The sequence below is a fragment of the Pseudonocardia sp. D17 genome (assembly GCF_036984265.1).
Taxonomy (GTDB): Bacteria; Actinomycetota; Actinomycetes; order Mycobacteriales; family Pseudonocardiaceae; genus Pseudonocardia; species Pseudonocardia benzenivorans.
In genome coordinates, this window is record NZ_BPRG01000101.1 from 34,274 (window position 1) to 50,512 (window position 16,239).

At 73.4% G+C, this 16,239-nt stretch carries 14 protein-coding genes; 4 read left to right on the forward strand and 10 right to left on the reverse strand.

Features of this window, described 5'->3' with window-relative positions:
- Together arc and PSD17_RS17160 are read right to left on the reverse strand one after the other, a co-directional pair.
- A partial coding sequence (arc, locus tag PSD17_RS17155; RefSeq protein ID WP_445261016.1) for a proteasome ATPase occupies positions 1-1,776 on the reverse strand: 1,776 nt, incomplete at its 3' end.
- A 162-nt stretch (positions 1,777-1,938) separates the two neighbouring features.
- On the reverse strand, positions 1,939-2,871 hold the full coding sequence (locus tag PSD17_RS17160; RefSeq protein ID WP_013675430.1) for a tRNA (adenine-N1)-methyltransferase: 933 nt from the start codon (positions 2,869-2,871) through the stop codon (positions 1,939-1,941).
- Positions 2,872-2,990: 119 nt separating this feature from the next.
- On the opposite strand from PSD17_RS17160, the gene PSD17_RS17165 reads away from it, so the two are divergent.
- Positions 2,991-4,205 (forward strand): RecB family exonuclease, encoded by a 1,215-nt coding sequence (locus tag PSD17_RS17165; RefSeq protein ID WP_339123486.1) that lies wholly within the window; start codon positions 2,991-2,993, stop codon positions 4,203-4,205.
- A gap of 232 nt (positions 4,206-4,437) precedes the next feature.
- Positions 4,438-5,262 carry a thioesterase family protein gene (locus tag PSD17_RS17170; protein ID WP_013675432.1) on the forward strand — a complete coding sequence of 275 codons (825 nt, stop codon included), beginning with the start codon at positions 4,438-4,440 and terminating at the stop codon, positions 5,260-5,262.
- Between the two features lie 25 nt (positions 5,263-5,287).
- On the opposite strand, the gene hisG is transcribed toward PSD17_RS17170, so the two are convergent.
- The 4 genes from hisG to metH all read right to left on the reverse strand — a co-directional run bounded on the left by hisG (position 5,288) and on the right by metH (position 10,899).
- Entirely contained in the window at positions 5,288-6,172 is an 885-nt protein-coding gene (gene hisG / locus PSD17_RS17175) for an ATP phosphoribosyltransferase (protein ID WP_013675433.1), read from the reverse strand.
- Between the two features lie 50 nt (positions 6,173-6,222).
- Complete coding sequence (locus tag PSD17_RS17180; protein ID WP_013675434.1) at positions 6,223-6,486, reverse strand: phosphoribosyl-ATP diphosphatase; 264 nt, start codon at positions 6,484-6,486, stop codon at positions 6,223-6,225.
- 149 nt (positions 6,487-6,635) lie between these two features.
- On the reverse strand, positions 6,636-7,337 hold the full coding sequence (locus PSD17_RS17185; RefSeq protein WP_339123489.1) for an HAD family hydrolase: 702 nt from the start codon (positions 7,335-7,337) through the stop codon (positions 6,636-6,638).
- Entirely contained in the window at positions 7,327-10,899 is a 3,573-nt protein-coding gene (metH, locus tag PSD17_RS17190) for a methionine synthase (RefSeq protein WP_339123491.1), read from the reverse strand. Before metH ends, PSD17_RS17185 begins: the two co-directional genes overlap by 11 nt.
- 67 nt (positions 10,900-10,966) lie before the next feature.
- On the opposite strand from metH, the gene PSD17_RS17195 reads away from it, so the two are divergent.
- Together PSD17_RS17195 and PSD17_RS17200 are read left to right on the forward strand one after the other, a co-directional pair.
- Positions 10,967-11,863 (forward strand): PAC2 family protein, encoded by an 897-nt coding sequence (locus PSD17_RS17195; RefSeq protein ID WP_013675437.1) that lies wholly within the window; start codon positions 10,967-10,969, stop codon positions 11,861-11,863.
- Between the two features lie 140 nt (positions 11,864-12,003).
- Positions 12,004-13,101 (forward strand): MFS transporter, encoded by a 1,098-nt coding sequence (locus tag PSD17_RS17200; protein ID WP_233899052.1) that lies wholly within the window; start codon positions 12,004-12,006, stop codon positions 13,099-13,101.
- Between the two features lie 6 nt (positions 13,102-13,107).
- Here PSD17_RS17200 and PSD17_RS17205 read toward each other — a convergent pair whose 3' ends face one another.
- The 4 genes from PSD17_RS17205 to PSD17_RS17220 form a co-directional block, all read right to left on the reverse strand.
- Entirely contained in the window at positions 13,108-13,467 is a 360-nt protein-coding gene (locus tag PSD17_RS17205; protein WP_013675439.1) for a DUF2237 family protein, read from the reverse strand.
- A gap of 9 nt (positions 13,468-13,476) precedes the next feature.
- Entirely contained in the window at positions 13,477-14,715 is a 1,239-nt protein-coding gene (mshC, locus tag PSD17_RS17210) for a cysteine--1-D-myo-inosityl 2-amino-2-deoxy-alpha-D-glucopyranoside ligase (protein ID WP_339123494.1), read from the reverse strand.
- A gap of 74 nt (positions 14,716-14,789) precedes the next feature.
- The gene (locus PSD17_RS17215) at positions 14,790-14,993 is read right to left on the reverse strand and encodes a hypothetical protein (RefSeq protein WP_339123496.1); all 204 of its coding nucleotides are present in this window, start codon (positions 14,991-14,993) and stop codon (positions 14,790-14,792) included.
- Positions 14,990-16,204 (reverse strand): MFS transporter, encoded by a 1,215-nt coding sequence (locus tag PSD17_RS17220; RefSeq protein ID WP_339123497.1) that lies wholly within the window; start codon positions 16,202-16,204, stop codon positions 14,990-14,992. The genes PSD17_RS17215 and PSD17_RS17220 overlap by 4 nt, the downstream gene beginning before the upstream one ends.
- Positions 16,205-16,239 lie beyond the last annotated feature (35 nt).

The following is a 16,239-nucleotide window of genomic DNA, read 5'->3' on the forward strand; positions in this document are numbered from 1 at the left end:
GCGCCCGGTCTCGGTGTTCTTCCCGGTGACCAGCGTGCGGATGTAGACGATCCGCTCGCCCTTCTTGCCCGAGATGCGCGCCCAGTCGTCCGGGTTGGTGGTGTTGGGCAGGTCCTCGTTCTCGGCGAACTCGTCGACGATCGCGTCGAGCAGGTGCTGGACCCGCAGGCCCGGCTGGCCCGTCTCCAGCACCGACTTGATCGCCGACTTCTTCGCCCGGTCGACGATGTTCTGGATCATCGCGCCCGAGTTGAAGTCCTTGAAGTACAGGGTCTCCTTGTCACCGTTGGCGTAGGTGACCTCGAGGAAGCGGTTCTCCTCCGACTCGTCGTACATCCGCTCGACGACGCGCTGGATCATCGCGTCGACGGTCGCCTTGCGGCTGCCCGCGAACTCCCCGACGTCGTCGACGTGGATCGGCAGGGTGTCGGTGAGGTACTTCGAGAAGATGTCCTGCGCCGCCTCGGCGTCGGGCCGCTCGACCTTGATCTTCACGTCCAGCCGGCCGGGCCGCAGGATCGCGGGGTCGATCATGTCCTCGCGGTTCGACGCGCCGATGACGATGACGTTCTCGAGGCCCTCGACGCCGTCGATCTCCGCGAGCAGCTGCGGCACGATCGTCGTCTCCACGTCGGAGGAGACACCCGACCCGCGGGTCCGGAAGATCGAGTCCATCTCGTCGAAGAAGACGATGACCGGGGTGCCGGCCGACGCCTTCTCCCGCGCCCGCTGGAAGATCAGCCGGATGTGCCGCTCGGTCTCGCCGACGAACTTGTTGAGCAGCTCCGGGCCCTTGATGTTGAGGAAGAACGCCCGCCCCTCGTCGGGGTCGTCGCCGCGCTGGGCCGCGATCTTCTTGGCCAGCGAGTTGGCGACCGCCTTGGCGATGAGCGTCTTGCCGCAGCCGGGGGGCCCGTAGAGCAGCACGCCCTTGGGCGGGCGCAGCTCGTACTCCCGGAACAGCTCGGCGTGCAGGAACGGCAGCTCGACGGCGTCGCGGATCATCTCGATCTGCCGGAACAGACCGCCGATGTCCTCGTACGCGACGTCGGGCACCTCCTCCAGCACGAGGTCCTCGACCTCGGCCTTGGGCACCCGCTCGTAGGCGTAACCGGCCTTGGAGTCGACGAGCAGCGAGTCGCCGGGCTTGAGCGGCACGAAGTCGGGGTGGTCGGTGGCCAGCGTCAGCGGCGCGGCCAGCCACACGACCCGCTCCTCGTCGGCGTTGCCGACGACCAGCGCACGCCCGGCCAGGCCGTCGGCCGTGGGCTCGGAGAGCACCTCGCGCAGCGCGCACACCTCGCCGATGCGCTCGAAGTCGCCCGCCTCGACCACGGTGAGCGCCTCGTTGAGCCGGACCGTCTGCCCCGCCTGCAGGTCGGCGGTCTCGACGGCGGGCGACACCGCGACGCGCATCCGGCGCCCCGAGGTGAACACGTCGACGGTCTCGTCCGGGTAGCGGGACAGGAAGACGCCGTAGCCGCTCGGCGGCTGTGCGAGCCGTTCGACCTCCTCGCGCAGCGCGACGAGCTGGGTCCGTGCCTCGCGAAGGGTCTCCTGCAGCTTCTCGTTGCGTGCGCTGAGCTGGGAGAGCCGGCTGGCCGACTCGGCCAACCGCTGCTCGAGCACGCGGGTCTGCCGCGGGGATTCGGTGAGCTTCCGGCGCAGGAGCGCGACCTCTTCCTCGAGGAATCGGATCTGCGCGGCGGCTTCAGCGGGGGTCAGGTTCCCCGGGTCACCCGCCCCGTGCGTGCCGGGACCGTCAAAGGGGTTCACGGCATCCTCCCTCCGTGTTCCGTTTCCATACGGTACCTGGGCAGCGCCGTATGGGTGTTGCGGCGAATCGGTGATCCGCCACTCAGCCGGTCGGCACCTTGACTCCGTTCCCCCGTCTCGGCTCGGTAACCGCGGAATCGCCCGACGCTCGTCCGAACGTCGTCAGCGACTGGTCGGTCTGCGCTGCGGGCGGGGTGGGACGACGCCGTCGGCGAGCCGGCGGGCCGTCACCAGGAACGCTGTGTGACCGATCATGCGGTGCTCCGGACGGACCGCCAGGCCGACCACGTGCCACGGCCTCACCAGCGATTCCCATGCCTGCGGCTCGGTCCAGCACTGCATCTCGCGCAGCGTCTCCGTCAGCTTGGACAGCTGGGTCGTCGTCGCCACGTAACCGACCAGCACCCCGCCCGGGATCAGCGCGGAGCGCACCGTCTCCAGCACGTCCCACGGCGCGAGCATGTCGAGGACGACGCGGTCGACGGGCTCGGCGGCGCCGTCGTGACCGTTCAGATCGCCGAGACGCAAGCTCCAGTTGGGTGGATGATCACCGAAGAATTTCTCGACGTTCGTCTCGGCGTGTCGCAGGTGGTCCTCGCGGATCTCGTACGACGTGACGGTGCCCGCGGGCCCGACCGCCTGCAGCAGCGAACACGTCAACGCGCCCGAGCCGGCGCCCGCCTCGAGCACCCGCGCGCCCGGGAAGACGTCGCCCCACATCAGGATCTGGGCGGCGTCCTTGGGGTAGATCACCGCGGCGCCGCGCGGCATCGACAGCACGTAGTCGGCCAGCAGCGGGCGCAGCGCCAGGTACGGGGTGCCGACCGGCGAGACGACGACGCTGCCCTCGGGTTTGCCGATCAGGTCGTCGTGCGCGAGACCTCCCCGATGGGTGTGGTACTGGCCGCCCTCCTCGAGCAGGACGGTGTACTTGCGCCCCTTCGGGTCGGTCAGCTGGACCCGGTCGCCGGGGCGGAACGGGCCGCCGCGCCGGGGGAGGGCGTCGGCGTCCGGAGCCTGCCGATCCGGCGTGGCCGGGACGTCCGGCGGGGTCTGCAGGGCCTCGGGTGCGAGGTCGGTGGCGGGGTCGGGCACGGGGCGCAACGCTATCCGGTGCGAACCCGCCGCCCCCGAGCCGCCTCGACGTGGGCACACCGCCCTTCGGTGCTCGGGTGGCGTCCGGGAGTGTCGGGGCGTGCGCATACGGTGCTCATGTGGCCGAGCCGGGTGTGTGCACGACGGGCAGCCCGGCCGCGCCCCGCACCCCCGTCCCGGCCCCCCGGCGCGACGCGGCGGCGGCCCCCGGGCAGCCGCGGCCGCGGCGCCGGCCCGCGCTGTCGCCGTCGCGCGCCGTCGACTTCCGGACCTGTCCGCTGCTGTACCGCTACCGCGCGATCGACCGGTTGCCCGAGCTCCCCGGCCGGCCGCAGGTCCGCGGGACGCTCGTGCACGCCGTGCTGGAGCGGCTCTTCGCGCTGCCCGCCGCCGAACGCACCCGGGAGGCCGCCGCGGCCATGGTCGGTCCCGCCTGGGTCGACCTCGTCATCTCGTCGCCCGGCCTGGCCGACGCCCTGTTCGCCGCGCTGGACCCGGCCGTGCCGGACCCGGCCGTGCGGGACCTGACCGTGCGGGACCTAGCCGCGACGGACTCGGCCGGGCGCGAAGCGGCCGGGCGCGATCCGGACGTGGGCGGCCCGGGAGCGCGCGGGCCCGGCGGGCGCGCGCCGGCGGCCGAGCAGGGCCGGGACCGGCCGGTCCCGGCCGACGCGGGGTTCGCGGGCTGGCTCGCGTCGGTCCACGACCTGGTCGAGGCGTACTTCGTGCTGGAGGACCCGGCCGCCGTCGAGGCCGAGTCCGTCGAGCTGCTCGTCGAGACCGAGCTGGGCCCCGCACTCCTCCCCGGCCGTGAGACCGGACCCGAGACCGGACCCGAGACCGGATCCGAGACCGGACCCGACGCCGGGTCCGGTGCGGAGCGCGGCCCCGGGGGCGGGCTGCTGCTGCGCGGGTTCGTCGACCGGATCGACGTGCTGCCCGGCGGCGGGCTGCGCGTCGTCGACTACAAGACGGGGCGGATCCCGCACGAGAGCGGCGAGGCCGCGGCGATGTTCCAGCTGAAGTTCTACGCGCTGGCGCTGCTGCAGCTGCGCGGCACCGTCCCCGACGAGCTGCGGCTGCTCTACCTGCCCGCGGGCCAGTGGCTGAGCTACTCCCCCGACGCCGACGAGCTGCGCCGCTTCGCCCGGGTGCTCGACGCGCTCTGGACGGCGATCCGGACCGCCGGCCGCGAGGGCGACTTCCCTCCCCGGCGCAGCGGCATGTGCCGGTTCTGCCGGCACCGCGAACGTTGCCCGGAGTGGGGCGGCACCCCGCCGCCGTACCCGGGCTGGCCGAGCACCGACGAGGAACCGCTCCCGGACGACGGCTGAGCAGCCGGCGCCACCGGCGTCGGGCGCGACCACGCGAGTCGGCACGTCGCCGGCCGGGTCGAGCGCTCCGCCCGACCGTCGGAGACCGCCCGACCGTCGGAGCCTGCCCGAGCGCGCGCAACCGGCGCACCCCCGAGTGTCCTGCCGGCGCGCCCGCGGACCGCCGGCGCGCCCGGCCGCGCCGCCCCACCCGGCCGCGTCGGGTTCGCGGCCGACTCGGCATGATCGGGACGTGACCGACACCGAGAGCAGCACCGAGAGCGGTGGGGAGCCCTACTACCTCCCGCTCGACGGCGAGGACCGGCGGTTCCGCGCGACCTTCTCCACGACGGGCCCCTGGTTCGCCGACGCCCAGCACGCAGGCCCGCCGTCGGCGCTGCTGGCCCGCGCCATCGAGCGGTGGCCCTCCCCCGACCCCGACGTCCCGTTGCGCCTGGCCCGGCTGACGACGGAGGTGCTGGGCCCCATCCCGGCAGGCGAGGTCGAGGTCTCGACCCAGGTGCTGCGACCGGGCAGACGGATCGAGCTGCTGCAGGCCGAGCTCGTCGCCGGGGGCCGGACGGTGCTCCAGGCCCGGGGCTGGCGCTACGTCCGGGCCGACACCTCGGAGGTGACGGTCGGGGCCGCACCCGACCTCCCGGGACCCGAGGCCGCGACGCCCTACGAGCAGCGCCCCGACCGCTGGTTGCCGGGGTTCGTCGACACCATCGACTGGCGGATGCTCGCGGGCGGACTCGGCGAGCCCGGGCCGGGCACGGCGTGGTGCCGGCAGCGGGTGCCGCTCGTCGCGGGCGAGCAGCCGACACCGCTGCAACGGCTGGTCGTGGCCGCCGACTCCGCGAACGGGATCGGCTCGGCGCTCGACGTGCGGGACTGGCTGTTCCTCAACACCGAGCTGTCGCTGCACGTCCACCGGCCGCCGACGGGCGAGTGGATCGGCGTCGACGCGACCACGGTCATCGGCCCGGCCGGTGCGGGAACCGTGTCCGCGGTGCTGCACGACGAGGCCGGTCACACCGGGCGCGTCGCGCAGGCCCTGACGGTCGCGCCCCGCTGAGCCGTCCCGGCCGGCGGGGGACGGCTCAGACGTCGCGGCCGTCGACCGCTCGGCAGGAGCGGATCTCCGAGGTGAGGATGGCGCGCGCGCCGATGGCGGCCAGCTTGTCCATGATCGCGTTCGCGCTGCTCTTGGTGACCATCGACCGGACGGCGACCCAGCCTTCGCGCTCCAGCGGAGCGATCGTCGGGGACTGGAGGCCGGGGGTGATCCCGGTGGCCTGCTCGAGGACGGCCTTGGGGCAGTCGTAGTCGAGCATCAGGTACTGCCGGGCGTAGACGACGCCGCGCAGCCGCTCGGTGAACACCTTCTTGAGGCCCTTGACCTCGTCGGACTCGTGCCGGTCGAGCCGCGGCTCGCGCTCGATGAGCGTGGCCTCGGACTCGGCGATCGGGTCACCGATGATCTTCAGGCCGTGCTGGCGCAGCGTGCGGCCCGAGGACACGACGTCGGCGATCGCGTCGGCCAGGCCGAGCTGCACCGAGATCTCCACGGCGCCGTCGAGCTTGACGATGTTCGCGCCGATCCGCTTGCCGCTGAGGTGGGAGCGCACCAGCCGCGGGTAGGACGTCGCGATGGTCTTGCCGTCGAGGTCCTCGATCTTCCAGTCGCGGTCGGCCGGGGCCGCGAAGCGGAACTTCGAGGCGCCGAACCCCAGCGCCAGCACCGACTGGACCTGGCTGCCGGACTCCTCCATGAGATCGTGGCCGGTGATCCCCAGCTGCAGGTCGCCCGAGCCGACGTAGGTGGCGATGTCCTTCGGCCGCAGGTAGAAGAACTCGATCTGGTTCTCCTCGTCGATCATGCTGAGGTCGCGGGAGTCGGAGCGCTGCCGGTAGCCGGCCTCACGCATCATCGTCGACGCGGGCTCGGCGAGGGTGCCCTTGTTCGGGAGCGCGACGCGGAGCATGGCTTTCCTACTTTCGAGCTGCATCGGATCGGGCTGTTCTCAGATGTCGGTCACAGGTACTTGTAGACGTGCTCGAGGCGGATCCCACGCCCGATCATGATGACCTGGGCCCGGTAGAGCAGCTGGGAGATCTCCTCGGCCAGCGCGTCGTCGGACTCGTGCTCGGCGGCCAGCCAGACCTCGCCGGCCTCCTCGAGCAGCTTCTTGCCCTGTGCGTGCACTCCGGCGTCCAGGGCCGCGACCGTGCCCGAGCCCTCGGGGCGGGACACCGCCTTCTCGCTGAGCTCGGCGAAGAGCCCGTCGAATGTCTTCACGTCGAGTATCTCCTTCCCCGTCCAGTGTCGTCCGTCGTCGTGACGGCCCACGAATCGGGGACGGGGTCGTGCTTCCACCGGGGGCCGTGCTGCGCCGGATGGCACGGCGACGAGAGGGACACCCAGGTCAGAAGGGTATCGACGACCGGTTACCGCGCACCGGTGACCGCGCCGACACGAACGGTGAGGAACGCCGCGGCGAGCCCGTCGACGTCGAGGCCGGCGAGGGTGTCGCGGTGCACGCGGCCGGGCGCGGCGGGCACCGGAACCTCGCACGGCACGACGAGTACCGCCGCACCCGCGGTCTCTGCCGCCAGCGCCCCGGTCGGGGAGTCCTCGACGGCCAGGCACTCCGTGATCGGCACCCCGAGCAGCTCGGCCGCCCGCAGGTAGACGTCGGGCGCCGGCTTGCCGTGCTCGACCTCGTCGCCGCAGACGGTCGCCGCGAACCACTCGGTGCCGATGGTGCGCAGCGCGAGGTCGGTGAGCCGGCGGCCGGTGTTGGTCACCAGCGCCGCGGGCAGCCCGGCCGCCCGCACGGCGGCGAGCAGCTCACGGGCGCCCGGCCGCCAGGGCAGCCCTCGCACGAACAGCTCCTCGGTCCGCGCGACCAGGTGCCCGGCCGTCTCCGCCACCTGCGCCGGCGTGGCCTCGACACCCGCCTCGCGCAGCAGCACGCGGACGCTGAACTCGAGGTTCCCGCCGACGGTCTCCCGCCGGGCCTCGTCGGTCAGCGGTCCCCCGCCCAGCCGGGCGAGGGTGTCGACGAGCGAACGGTCCCAGAGCTTCTCGGAGTCGACCAGCGTGCCGTCCATGTCGAACAGGACGGCGGCCGGTGTGCTACCCCGCATTGAAGTACTTCGCTTCCGGGTGGTGGGCCACGAGCGCGTCGGTGGACTGCTCGGGATGCAGCTGCAGTTCCTCGGACAGCCCGACCCCGATCCGGCCCGGCTCGAGCATCTCGACGATCTTCGTGCGGTCCTCGAGGTTCGGGCAGGCGCCGTAGCCGAGGGAGTAGCGGGCGCCGCGGTAGCCGAGCTTGAAGAAGTCCTCGACGTCGTCGGGGTCGTCCTCGGCCAGCGTGCGGCCGGTGGACCAGGTCAGCTCCTCGCGGACCCGGCGGTGCCAGTACTCGGCCAGCGCCTCGGTGAGCTGCACGCCCAGGCCGTGGACCTCGAGGTAGTCGCGGTAGGAGTCCTTGGCGAACAGCTCGTTGGCGTAGTCGGCGATGGGCTGGCCCATCGTCACCAGGTGCAGCGGCAGCACGTCGATCTCACCGGCGGCGATCGCGAGGTCACGCGGGCGCCAGAAGTCGGCCAGGCACAGGTGGCGGTCGCGGCGCTGGCGCGGGAAGGCGAAGCGGTGGCGCTCGGGCGCGTCGGCTCGCGGCTCGGTGAGCACGACGAGCTCGTCGCGCACCGCGACGGCCGGGAAGTAGCCGTAGACGACGGCGGCGTTGGCGAGCACACCCTCGGTGGCGAGCCGCTCCAGCCAGTACCGCAGCCGCGGCCTGCCCTCGGTCTCGACGAGCTCCTCGTAGGAGGGGCCCGACCCGCCCTTGGCGCCGCGCAGCCCCCACTGGCCCAGGAACAGGGCGCGCTCGTCGATCATCCCGGAGTACTCGGCGACCGCGATGCCCTTGACGACGCGCGTGCCCCAGAACGGCGGCGTCGGCAGCGGGTTGTCGAGGGCGACGTCCGAACGCTCCGGCAGCGGTCCCGCGGCCTCGGCCTCGGCGGCCCGGCGCTTCGCCGCGATCCGCTTGGACCGCTCGTGCCGGGCCTTGCGCTCGGCGATCTTCTGCTCCTCGGCCGGGTCGACGGCGGGTGCGTCCCCGCGGGCCCTGGCCATCGTCGCGTCCATGAGCCGCAGCCCCTCGAACGCGTCGCGGGCGTAGGAGACCCGGCCCCGGTAGAGCTCGGCCAGGTCGTTCTCGACGTAGGAGCGGGTCAGCGCGGCGCCGCCGAGCAGCACCGGCAGCTGCTCGGCCACCCCTCGGGAGTTCATCTCCTCGAGGTTCTCCTTCATGATCACCGTCGACTTGACCAGCAGCCCGGACATGCCCACGGCGTGGGCTCCGTGCTCCTGCGCGGCGGACAGGATCGTCGAGATGGGCTGCTTGATGCCCAGGTTGACCACGGTGTAGCCGTTGTTGCTCAGGATGATGTCGACCAGGTTCTTGCCGATGTCGTGCACGTCGCCCTTGACCGTGGCCAGCACGATCGTGCCCTTGCCCGCCGCGTCGGTCTTCTCCATGTGCGGCTCGAGGTGGGCGACGGCGGTCTTCATGACCTCGGCGCTCTGCAGCACGAACGGCAGCTGCATCTGGCCCGACCCGAACAGCTCGCCGACGGTCTTCATGCCGGACAGCAGGACGTCGTTGATGATCTCCAGCGCCGGGCGCTCCTCGAGCGCGGCGTCGAGGTCGGCCTCCAGGCCGACCCGCTCACCGTCGACGATGCGCCGCTCCAGCCGTTCGAACAGCGGCAGCGCCGCGAGCTCCTCGGCGCGGCCCGCCTTCGCCGACGACGCCGTGACCCCCTCGAACAGCTCCATGAACCGCGCCAGCGGGTCGTAACCCTCGCGGCGCCGGTCGTAGACGAGGTCGAGTGCCACCGAGCGCTGCTCGTCGGGGATCTTCGACATCGGCAGGATCTTCGACGCGTGCACGATGGCCGTGTCGAGCCCGGCCGTGACGCACTCGTGCAGGAACACCGAGTTCAGCACCTGGCGGGCGGCGGCGTTGAGCCCGAACGAGACGTTGGAGATGCCGAGCGTGGTCTGCACGGTCGGGTACTGCCGCTTGAGCTCCCGGATCGCCTCGATCGTCTCCAGGGCGTCGCGGCGGACCTCCTCCTGGCCCGTCGTGATCGGGAACGTCAGCGCGTCGACGACGATGTCCTCCACGCGCATGCCGTGGTTGGCGGTGAGGTCCCGGATGAGCCGGTCGGCCACCCGGACCTTCCACTCCGCGGTCCGGGCCTGCCCCTCCTCGTCGATGCAGAGCGCGACGACGGCGGCACCGTGCTCGCGGACGACGGCCATCGTGCGCTGGAACCGCGACCCGGGGCCGTCGCCGTCCTCGTAGTTGACCGAGTTGACGATGCAGCGGCCGCCGAGGTGCTCCAGCCCGGCCTGCACGACCTCGGTCTCGGTCGAGTCGATCATGATCGGCAGGGTCGACGCGGTCGCGAGCCTGCCGGCGAGCTCGGCCATGTCGGCGACACCGTCGCGACCCACGTAGTCGACGTTGAGGTCGAGCATGTGCGCGCCGTCGCGGGTCTGCTCGCGGGCGATCGCGACGCAGTCCTCCCACCGCTCCTCGATCATCGCCTCGCGGAAGGCCTTGGAGCCGTTGGCGTTGGTCCGCTCCCCCACCATGAGCACCGACGTGTCCTGGCGGAACGGCACCGAGGCGTACAGCGAGCTCACGCCCGGCTCGGGGCGGGGGTCGCGCACCGCGGGCGTCACCGCGGCGACGGCCTCGGACACCGCACGCACGTGGTCGGGGGTGGTGCCGCAGCAGCCGCCGACGAGCCGCAGCCCGTAGTCGCGCACGAACGTCGAGAGCGCCTCGGCCAGCTCGTCGGGCGAGAGCGGGTAGACCGCGCCGTTCGGCCCGAGCTGCGGCAGCCCGGCGTTGGGCATGACCGACAGCGGGATGCGAGCGTGCTTGGACAGCGTCCGCAGGTGCTCGCTCATCTCGGCGGGGCCGGTGGCGCAGTTGAGCCCGATGAGGTCGACGCCCAGCGGCTCGATCGCGGTCAGCGCCGCGCCGATCTCACTGCCCAGCAGCATCGTCCCCGTGGTCTCGACGGTGACCTGGGTGATGATCGGGATCCGGCGGCCCTCGGCCGCCATCGCGCGCCGCACACCGAGCACGGCCGCCTTGACCTGCAGCAGGTCCTGGCAGGTCTCGATGACGAACGCGTCGGCGCCGCCCGCGAGCAGGCCGATGCCGCACTCGGTGTAGGCGTCGCGCAGCCGGGCGAAGCTCTCGTGGCCGAGGGTGGGCAGCTTGGTGCCCGGCCCGACCGAGCCCAGCACGTAGCGCGGCCGGTCGGGCGTCGACAGCTCGTCGGCGGCCTCGCGGGCCAGCCGCGCGCCCTTCTCCGCCAGCTCGCGGATGCGCTCGGCGATGTCGTACTCGGCGAGGTTGGGCAGGTTCGCGCCGAAGGTGTTGGTCTCGACGGCGTCGGCCCCTGCCTCCAGGTAGCCGGTGTGGATGCGGCGGACGACGTCGGGCCGGGTGTCGTTGAGGATCTCGTTGCAGCCGTCGAGACCGGCGAAGTCGTCGAGCGTCAGGTCCGCGGCCTGCAACATGGTGCCCATCGCGCCGTCGGCGACGACGACACGCCGAGCGAGCGTGTCGAGGAACGACGTGTCGTGACCATCGGGGTTCAGTTCGGGCACGGCGACAAGGTTAGCCGCCGGGCGACCGGGGCCGTCGCCGCGCGCCCGTCCGCCGTAGGCTGGCCCGATGACCGATCGCGTGCCGGGCCGAGACCCACGGCCCGATCTCCCCGAGCTCAACGAGCCGGTGATGATCGCGGCGTTCGAGGGCTGGAACGACGCCGGCGAGGCGGCCAGCACGGCGCTGGAACACCTCGAGCTGAGCTGGGATGCCACGCCGTTGGACTCGATCGACCCCGAGGACTATTACGACTTCCAGGTCACACGCCCCCTCGTACGGCTCTCCGACGGCGTGAGCAGACGTGTCGAGTGGCAGACGACGCGGCTCTCGGTCGCGACGCTGCCCGGGACGGACCGCCACGTGGTCCTCCTCAACGGCATCGAGCCGAACCTGCGCTGGCGCTCGTTCTGCGCCGAGCTGCTCGGCTACGTCGAGGCCCTCGGAGTGACGAAGGTCATCACGCTCGGCGCGATGCAGACCGAGACACCGCACACCCGGCCGACCCCGATCAGCGGGTTCTCCTTCGACCGCGGGTCGGCGGGCGAGCTGCGGGTCGAGCCGTCGTCCTACGAGGGACCCACCGGCATCGTCGGGGTCTTCCACCAGGCGTGCGTCGAGGCCGGGGTGCCGGCGGTGTCGTTCTGGGCCTCGGTGCCCCATTACGTCTCGCAGGCGCGGGTCCCCAAGGCCGCGGTGGCGCTGCTGCACCGCGTCGAGGAGGTCCTCGACGTCGAGGTCCCGCTCGGCGGGCTCCCCGAGCAGGCCGAGGAGTGGGAGCGGACGGTCTCGGAGATGGCCGACGCCGACGACGAGGTCCGCGAGTACGTCCGCCAGCTCGAGGAGCAGGCCTCCGAGGAGGAGCAGGCCGCCGCCTCGGACCTGGAGGAGGCCAGCGGCGACGCGATCGCCGCCGACTTCGAGCGCTACCTGCGCCGTCGCGGTTCTGGGAGCTCGGGCTCCTGACCGGCGCGTCCTGCGACTCACGGTCCCACCCGCAGCCGACGCCGGGGGGACCGCCCCGGGGACCGCGGGCGCGGCTCGCCCGGGCCGCGGTCTTCGGGGGCGCGTTCCTCGGCCCCTTCGGCGGCGGCATCACCGTGTCGATGCTGCCCGAGCTGGGCGCGGACTTCGGGATCTCCGCCAGCGCGGCGTCGATCTCGGTCACCGCCTACCTGGTGCCGTTCGCGGCCCTGATGCTGGTCTCGGGCACGCTCGGCGAGCGGTGGGGACGGCGGCGCGCCGTGCTCACCGCCTACCTCGTCTACGTCGTGGCGTCGCTGGTGGCGGTGTTCGCGACGTGGCTGCCGCTGTTCCTGGCGATGCGCGTGCTGCAGGGCGCGGCGAACGCGTTCACGACGCCGCTGCTGCTGGCCGTCGTCGCGGGCTCGGTGAAACCGGGGGCGCTCGGCAGGGCGCTGGGCTGGTTCGGGTCGCTGCAGGCGGCGGGCCAGACGTCGGCGCCGCTGCTGGGTGGACTCGCCGCCGAGTTCGACTGGCGGTTGGCCTTCGTCGGTGTCGCGGTCGCGGCGGCGCTGCTGGCCGCCGTCGGCCTGCCACCCACGGCCCGGCCGGCGACGCGGGCCCGGCCGCGGCTGCGCAGTGCATGGCGGCCGTACGTGCTGCGCATCGGTCTCGTCGGCGGCCTCGGCTGGGGGTGCGTGGCGGGGTTGAACTTCCTCGTCGCCCTCCGTCTGGAGGACGCGTTCGGGCTCGGCGCGGCGGGCCGCGGGCTGCTGCTCACCGCGCTCGGGGTCGCGGGGATCCTCACGGCGCGGGTCATCGGCTCGGCCGTCGACAAGGTCGGACCGCGGCGCTGCGTGCTGTCCGGGGTCGTGCTCGGCGCGCTCGTCGTCGCCGGGGTGGGGCTCTCCCCCGCCGTGTGGCTGGTCGCGCTGCTGTGGGCGTTCGGCGGCGTCGCGACGCAGCTCGTGCTGGTCGGGGTGAACGCGCTGGCGCTGGGCTCGTCGCGGTCGAACCAGGGTGGCGCGACGTCGGTGGTGCAGTCGTTCCGGTTCGCCTTCGCCGCGCTGGGACCGGTCGTCGTCACGCCGATCTACCACGCCGAGGCGGCGGTCGCGTTCCTCGTGCCGGCGGCGTTGCTGCTGCTCGTGGGCCCGCCCACGCTGCCACGCGCCGACCGGGGCGGCGACGGCCCCGGCACGGGCACCGGCCCCACCGGGACGGCACCGACGACCGCCTGAGCCCGGTCAGGTCGCGGCGTGCGCCTGCAGGTCGGCGAGGTCGACCCATTCGAGGGTGCGCGCGTGCGTCGCCTCCAGCACGACGGGCGGCGCCACCCCTGCGCGGTGGGCCTCGGCCCAGCGGTCGGCGCACAGGCACCACCGGTCCCCCGGCCGCAGCCCGGCGAAGCCCCACTCGGGCCGCGGCGTCGAGAGGTCGTTGCCGGCCCGCGCGCTGAACGCGAGGAACTCGGCGGTGACGCGGGCGCACACCGTGTGCACGCCCACGTCCTCCGCGCCGGTGTCGCAGCAGCCGGTGCGGTAGAAGCCGGTCATCGGGTCGGTGCCGCAGGTCTGCAGCTCACCGCCGAGGACGTTGCGCGCCATGGGGTCCCCTCAGAGCTTCACGCCCAGCAGCGCGTCGACCGCCGTGCGGATCGTGGCCGGGGCGGCGGCGTCGGTGCCGCGGCGCTCCAGCGCGGCCCCGGCCCACGCGTCGACGGCCGCGAGCGCGCGCGGGGTGTCGAGGTCGTCGGCCAGGTGCGCGCGCAGGTTCGCGACGGTCTCGGTCGCGTCGGGTCCGGCGTCGAGCGTCACCGCCTCGCGCCAGCGGGCGAGCCGCTGCTGCGCCGCCTCCAGCAGGTCGTCGGTCCAGGCACGGTCGGTGCGGTAGTGCCCCGACAGCAGGGCGAGCCGCACCGCGTTCGGGTCGACGTCGTCGGCACGGAGCTTGGAGACGAACACCAGATTGCCGCGCGACTTCGACATCTTCTCGCCGTCGAGGCCGATCATCCCGGTGTGCACGTAGTGCCGGGCGAACGGGTGCACGCCGGTGTGCGCCTCGGCGTGCGCGGCGCCGAACTCGTGGTGCGGGAAGATCAGGTCGGAGCCGCCGCCGTTGAGGTCGATCTGGTCACCGAGGCGGTTGAGCGCGATCGCCGCGCACTCGACGTGCCAGCCGGGACGTCCCGCACCGAGGTCGGACTCCCACGACGGCTCGCCCTCGCGGGCCATCCGCCACAGCAGTGCGTCGGCGGGGTGCCGCTTGCCCGGCCGGTCGGGGTCGCCGCCCCGCTCGCGCGACAGGGCGATCATCGTCTGCTCGTCGTAGTTCGACTCGTAGCCGAAGTGCCCGCTCGCCGTGCTGTCGAAGTAGACGTCCGGGAACTCGGGGTCGTCGATGCGGTAGGCGCTGCCGCCGGCCAGCAGCTTGCCGACGAACTCCGCAATCTCGCCCATGGCCTCGACCGCGCCGATGTACTGCCGCGGCGGCACGACCCGCAGCGCCTCCATGTCCTCGCGGAACAGCGCCGTCTCGCGCATCCCGAGGACGACCCAGTCGTCCTGGTCGCGGGCGGCGCGCTCGAGCAGCGGGTCGTCGATGTCGGTGACGTTCTGGACGTAGTGCACGTCGTGGCCGAGATCGCGCCAGTAGCGGTTGACCAGGTCGAAGGCCAGATAGGTGGCCGCATGGCCGAGATGGGTGGCGTCGTAGGGGGTGATGCCGCAGACGTACATCGTGGCCTCTGGCCCGGGAGCGGTGGGCCGGACCCGACCGGTGGAGGTGTCGTGCAGGCGCAGCGGCGGGCCGCTGCCCTCGAGCCGGGGGACGTCGACCGGAGCCCAGGGTTGCATGAGGACAACTTACGCGGTGGGCCGCCGGGAACGGAGCGGCTCGATCACGCCGGGGAACACCGCGGCCCGTGGGATCACGGCGTCCACCACTGCGCCGGCAGGCGGGTCTCGATGTCGCGGGCGTGGGCCCGGACACACATCGGGCAGAGCCGGGTGACCGTCCCGTCGGTGTCGCACTGGCGCGCCCAGGCCAGCGCCGCCGACGGGTCGGCCGGGTCGTACGGGGTGCCACAGCCGTCGCAGCAGGCGCTGCGGTCGGAACCCGGGTCGTCGGTCACGACGTCGATCCTGGCGCGACGCGCCGCCGGCGCACCAGCACCACCGGCGCCGCCGCGACCAGCGCGACGAACCAGATCGCCACCCCGAGCGACGTCAGCTCCGCGAGCCCGCCGATCACCGTCGGCCCGACCAGGAACCCCAGGTACCCGCCCGAGGACACCGCCGCCAGCGCCGGCGCGGCTCGCGGGCCCGTGACGCCCGCCTCGGCGAGCAGCGCGGGGAAGGTGATCGAGATGCCCGCGCCGAGCAGCAGGAACCCCGCGACCGCCGCGACGACGGCGACCGACGAACCCGCCGTGAGCTCCGCGACGAGCAGCCCCGCGGCCAGGCCCGTCGCGCCGAACCCGGCGAACAACCGCACCGCCCGCCGCCGCCCGAGCCGGGTGAGCACCCGGTCGCCGACGAGCCGGCCCAGGGTCATCGTCGCCGAGAACGCGGCGAAGGCCGCGCCCGCGGCGGCCGGCCCGGCGCCGAGGGAGTCGCGCAGCAGCACCGCCGACCAGTCGGCCGTCGAGCCCTCCGCGAGCAGCACGGCGAACGCCGCGATCGCCAGCGGGACCAACGGGCCGCGCGGCAGCGCGAACACCGGCGTCGGCGCGGCGTCCTCCGGGACCGGGGGGTCGGGCAGGAACCCGCGCGCGACGGGCAGCACCACGACCAGCCAGGCCGCGCCGAGCACCCCGAACTGCGCCACCAGCGGAATGTGCCAGCCCGCGGCGAGGCTCCCGATCACGGTCCCGCCGAGCGCACCCAGGCTGAACACCGCGTGGAACGACGACAGCACCGAGCGGCCGTACGCCTGCTCGACCGTGACGCCCTGGGCGTTCATCAGCACGTCGAGCGCGCCCATCGCCGCGCCGAAGACGAACAGCGCACCGAACAGTTCGGCGGCGTTGCCACCCGGACGAGCGGCCCACGCGATCAGCAGCGACGACGCGAAGAACAGCGGCAGCGCCCACCGCGTCGTCCGGCCGCTGCCCCAGCGCGCCGCGATCCCGCCGGCCAGTGGCAGCGTGATCAGCGAGCCGGCGCCGGGAGCGAGCAGCGCGAGCCCGAGGACGCCGTCGGACAGCCCGAGCAGCGCCTTGACCTCCGGGACGCGCGGTGCCCACGACCCGAACAGCGACCCGTTGGCCGCGAACGTCAGCGCGACGGCCAGCCGCGCCCGGCGGGCGGCGGCCACGGACACACCCGTCGGGGAGACAGCCACGACCCCACCTGTACCCGACGGCGCGCGGGTCCGCA

What these genes read in the sequence shown, in the direction of transcription:
- hisG (WP_013675433.1), bottom strand. Translation starts at nt 6,172, where the DNA reads ATGCTCCGCGTCGCGCTCCCGAACAAGGGCACCCTCGCCGAGCCCGCG.
- PSD17_RS17185 (WP_339123489.1), bottom strand. Translation starts at nt 7,337, where the DNA reads ATGCGGGGTAGCACACCGGCCGCCGTCCTGTTCGACATGGACGGCACG.
- PSD17_RS17195 (WP_013675437.1), top strand. Translation starts at nt 10,967, where the DNA reads ATGACCGATCGCGTGCCGGGCCGAGACCCACGGCCCGATCTCCCCGAG.
- PSD17_RS17200 (WP_233899052.1), top strand. Translation starts at nt 12,004, where the DNA reads ATGCTGCCCGAGCTGGGCGCGGACTTCGGGATCTCCGCCAGCGCGGCG.
- PSD17_RS17205 (WP_013675439.1), bottom strand. Translation starts at nt 13,467, where the DNA reads ATGGCGCGCAACGTCCTCGGCGGTGAGCTGCAGACCTGCGGCACCGAC.
- mshC (WP_339123494.1), bottom strand. Translation starts at nt 14,715, where the DNA reads ATGCAACCCTGGGCTCCGGTCGACGTCCCCCGGCTCGAGGGCAGCGGC.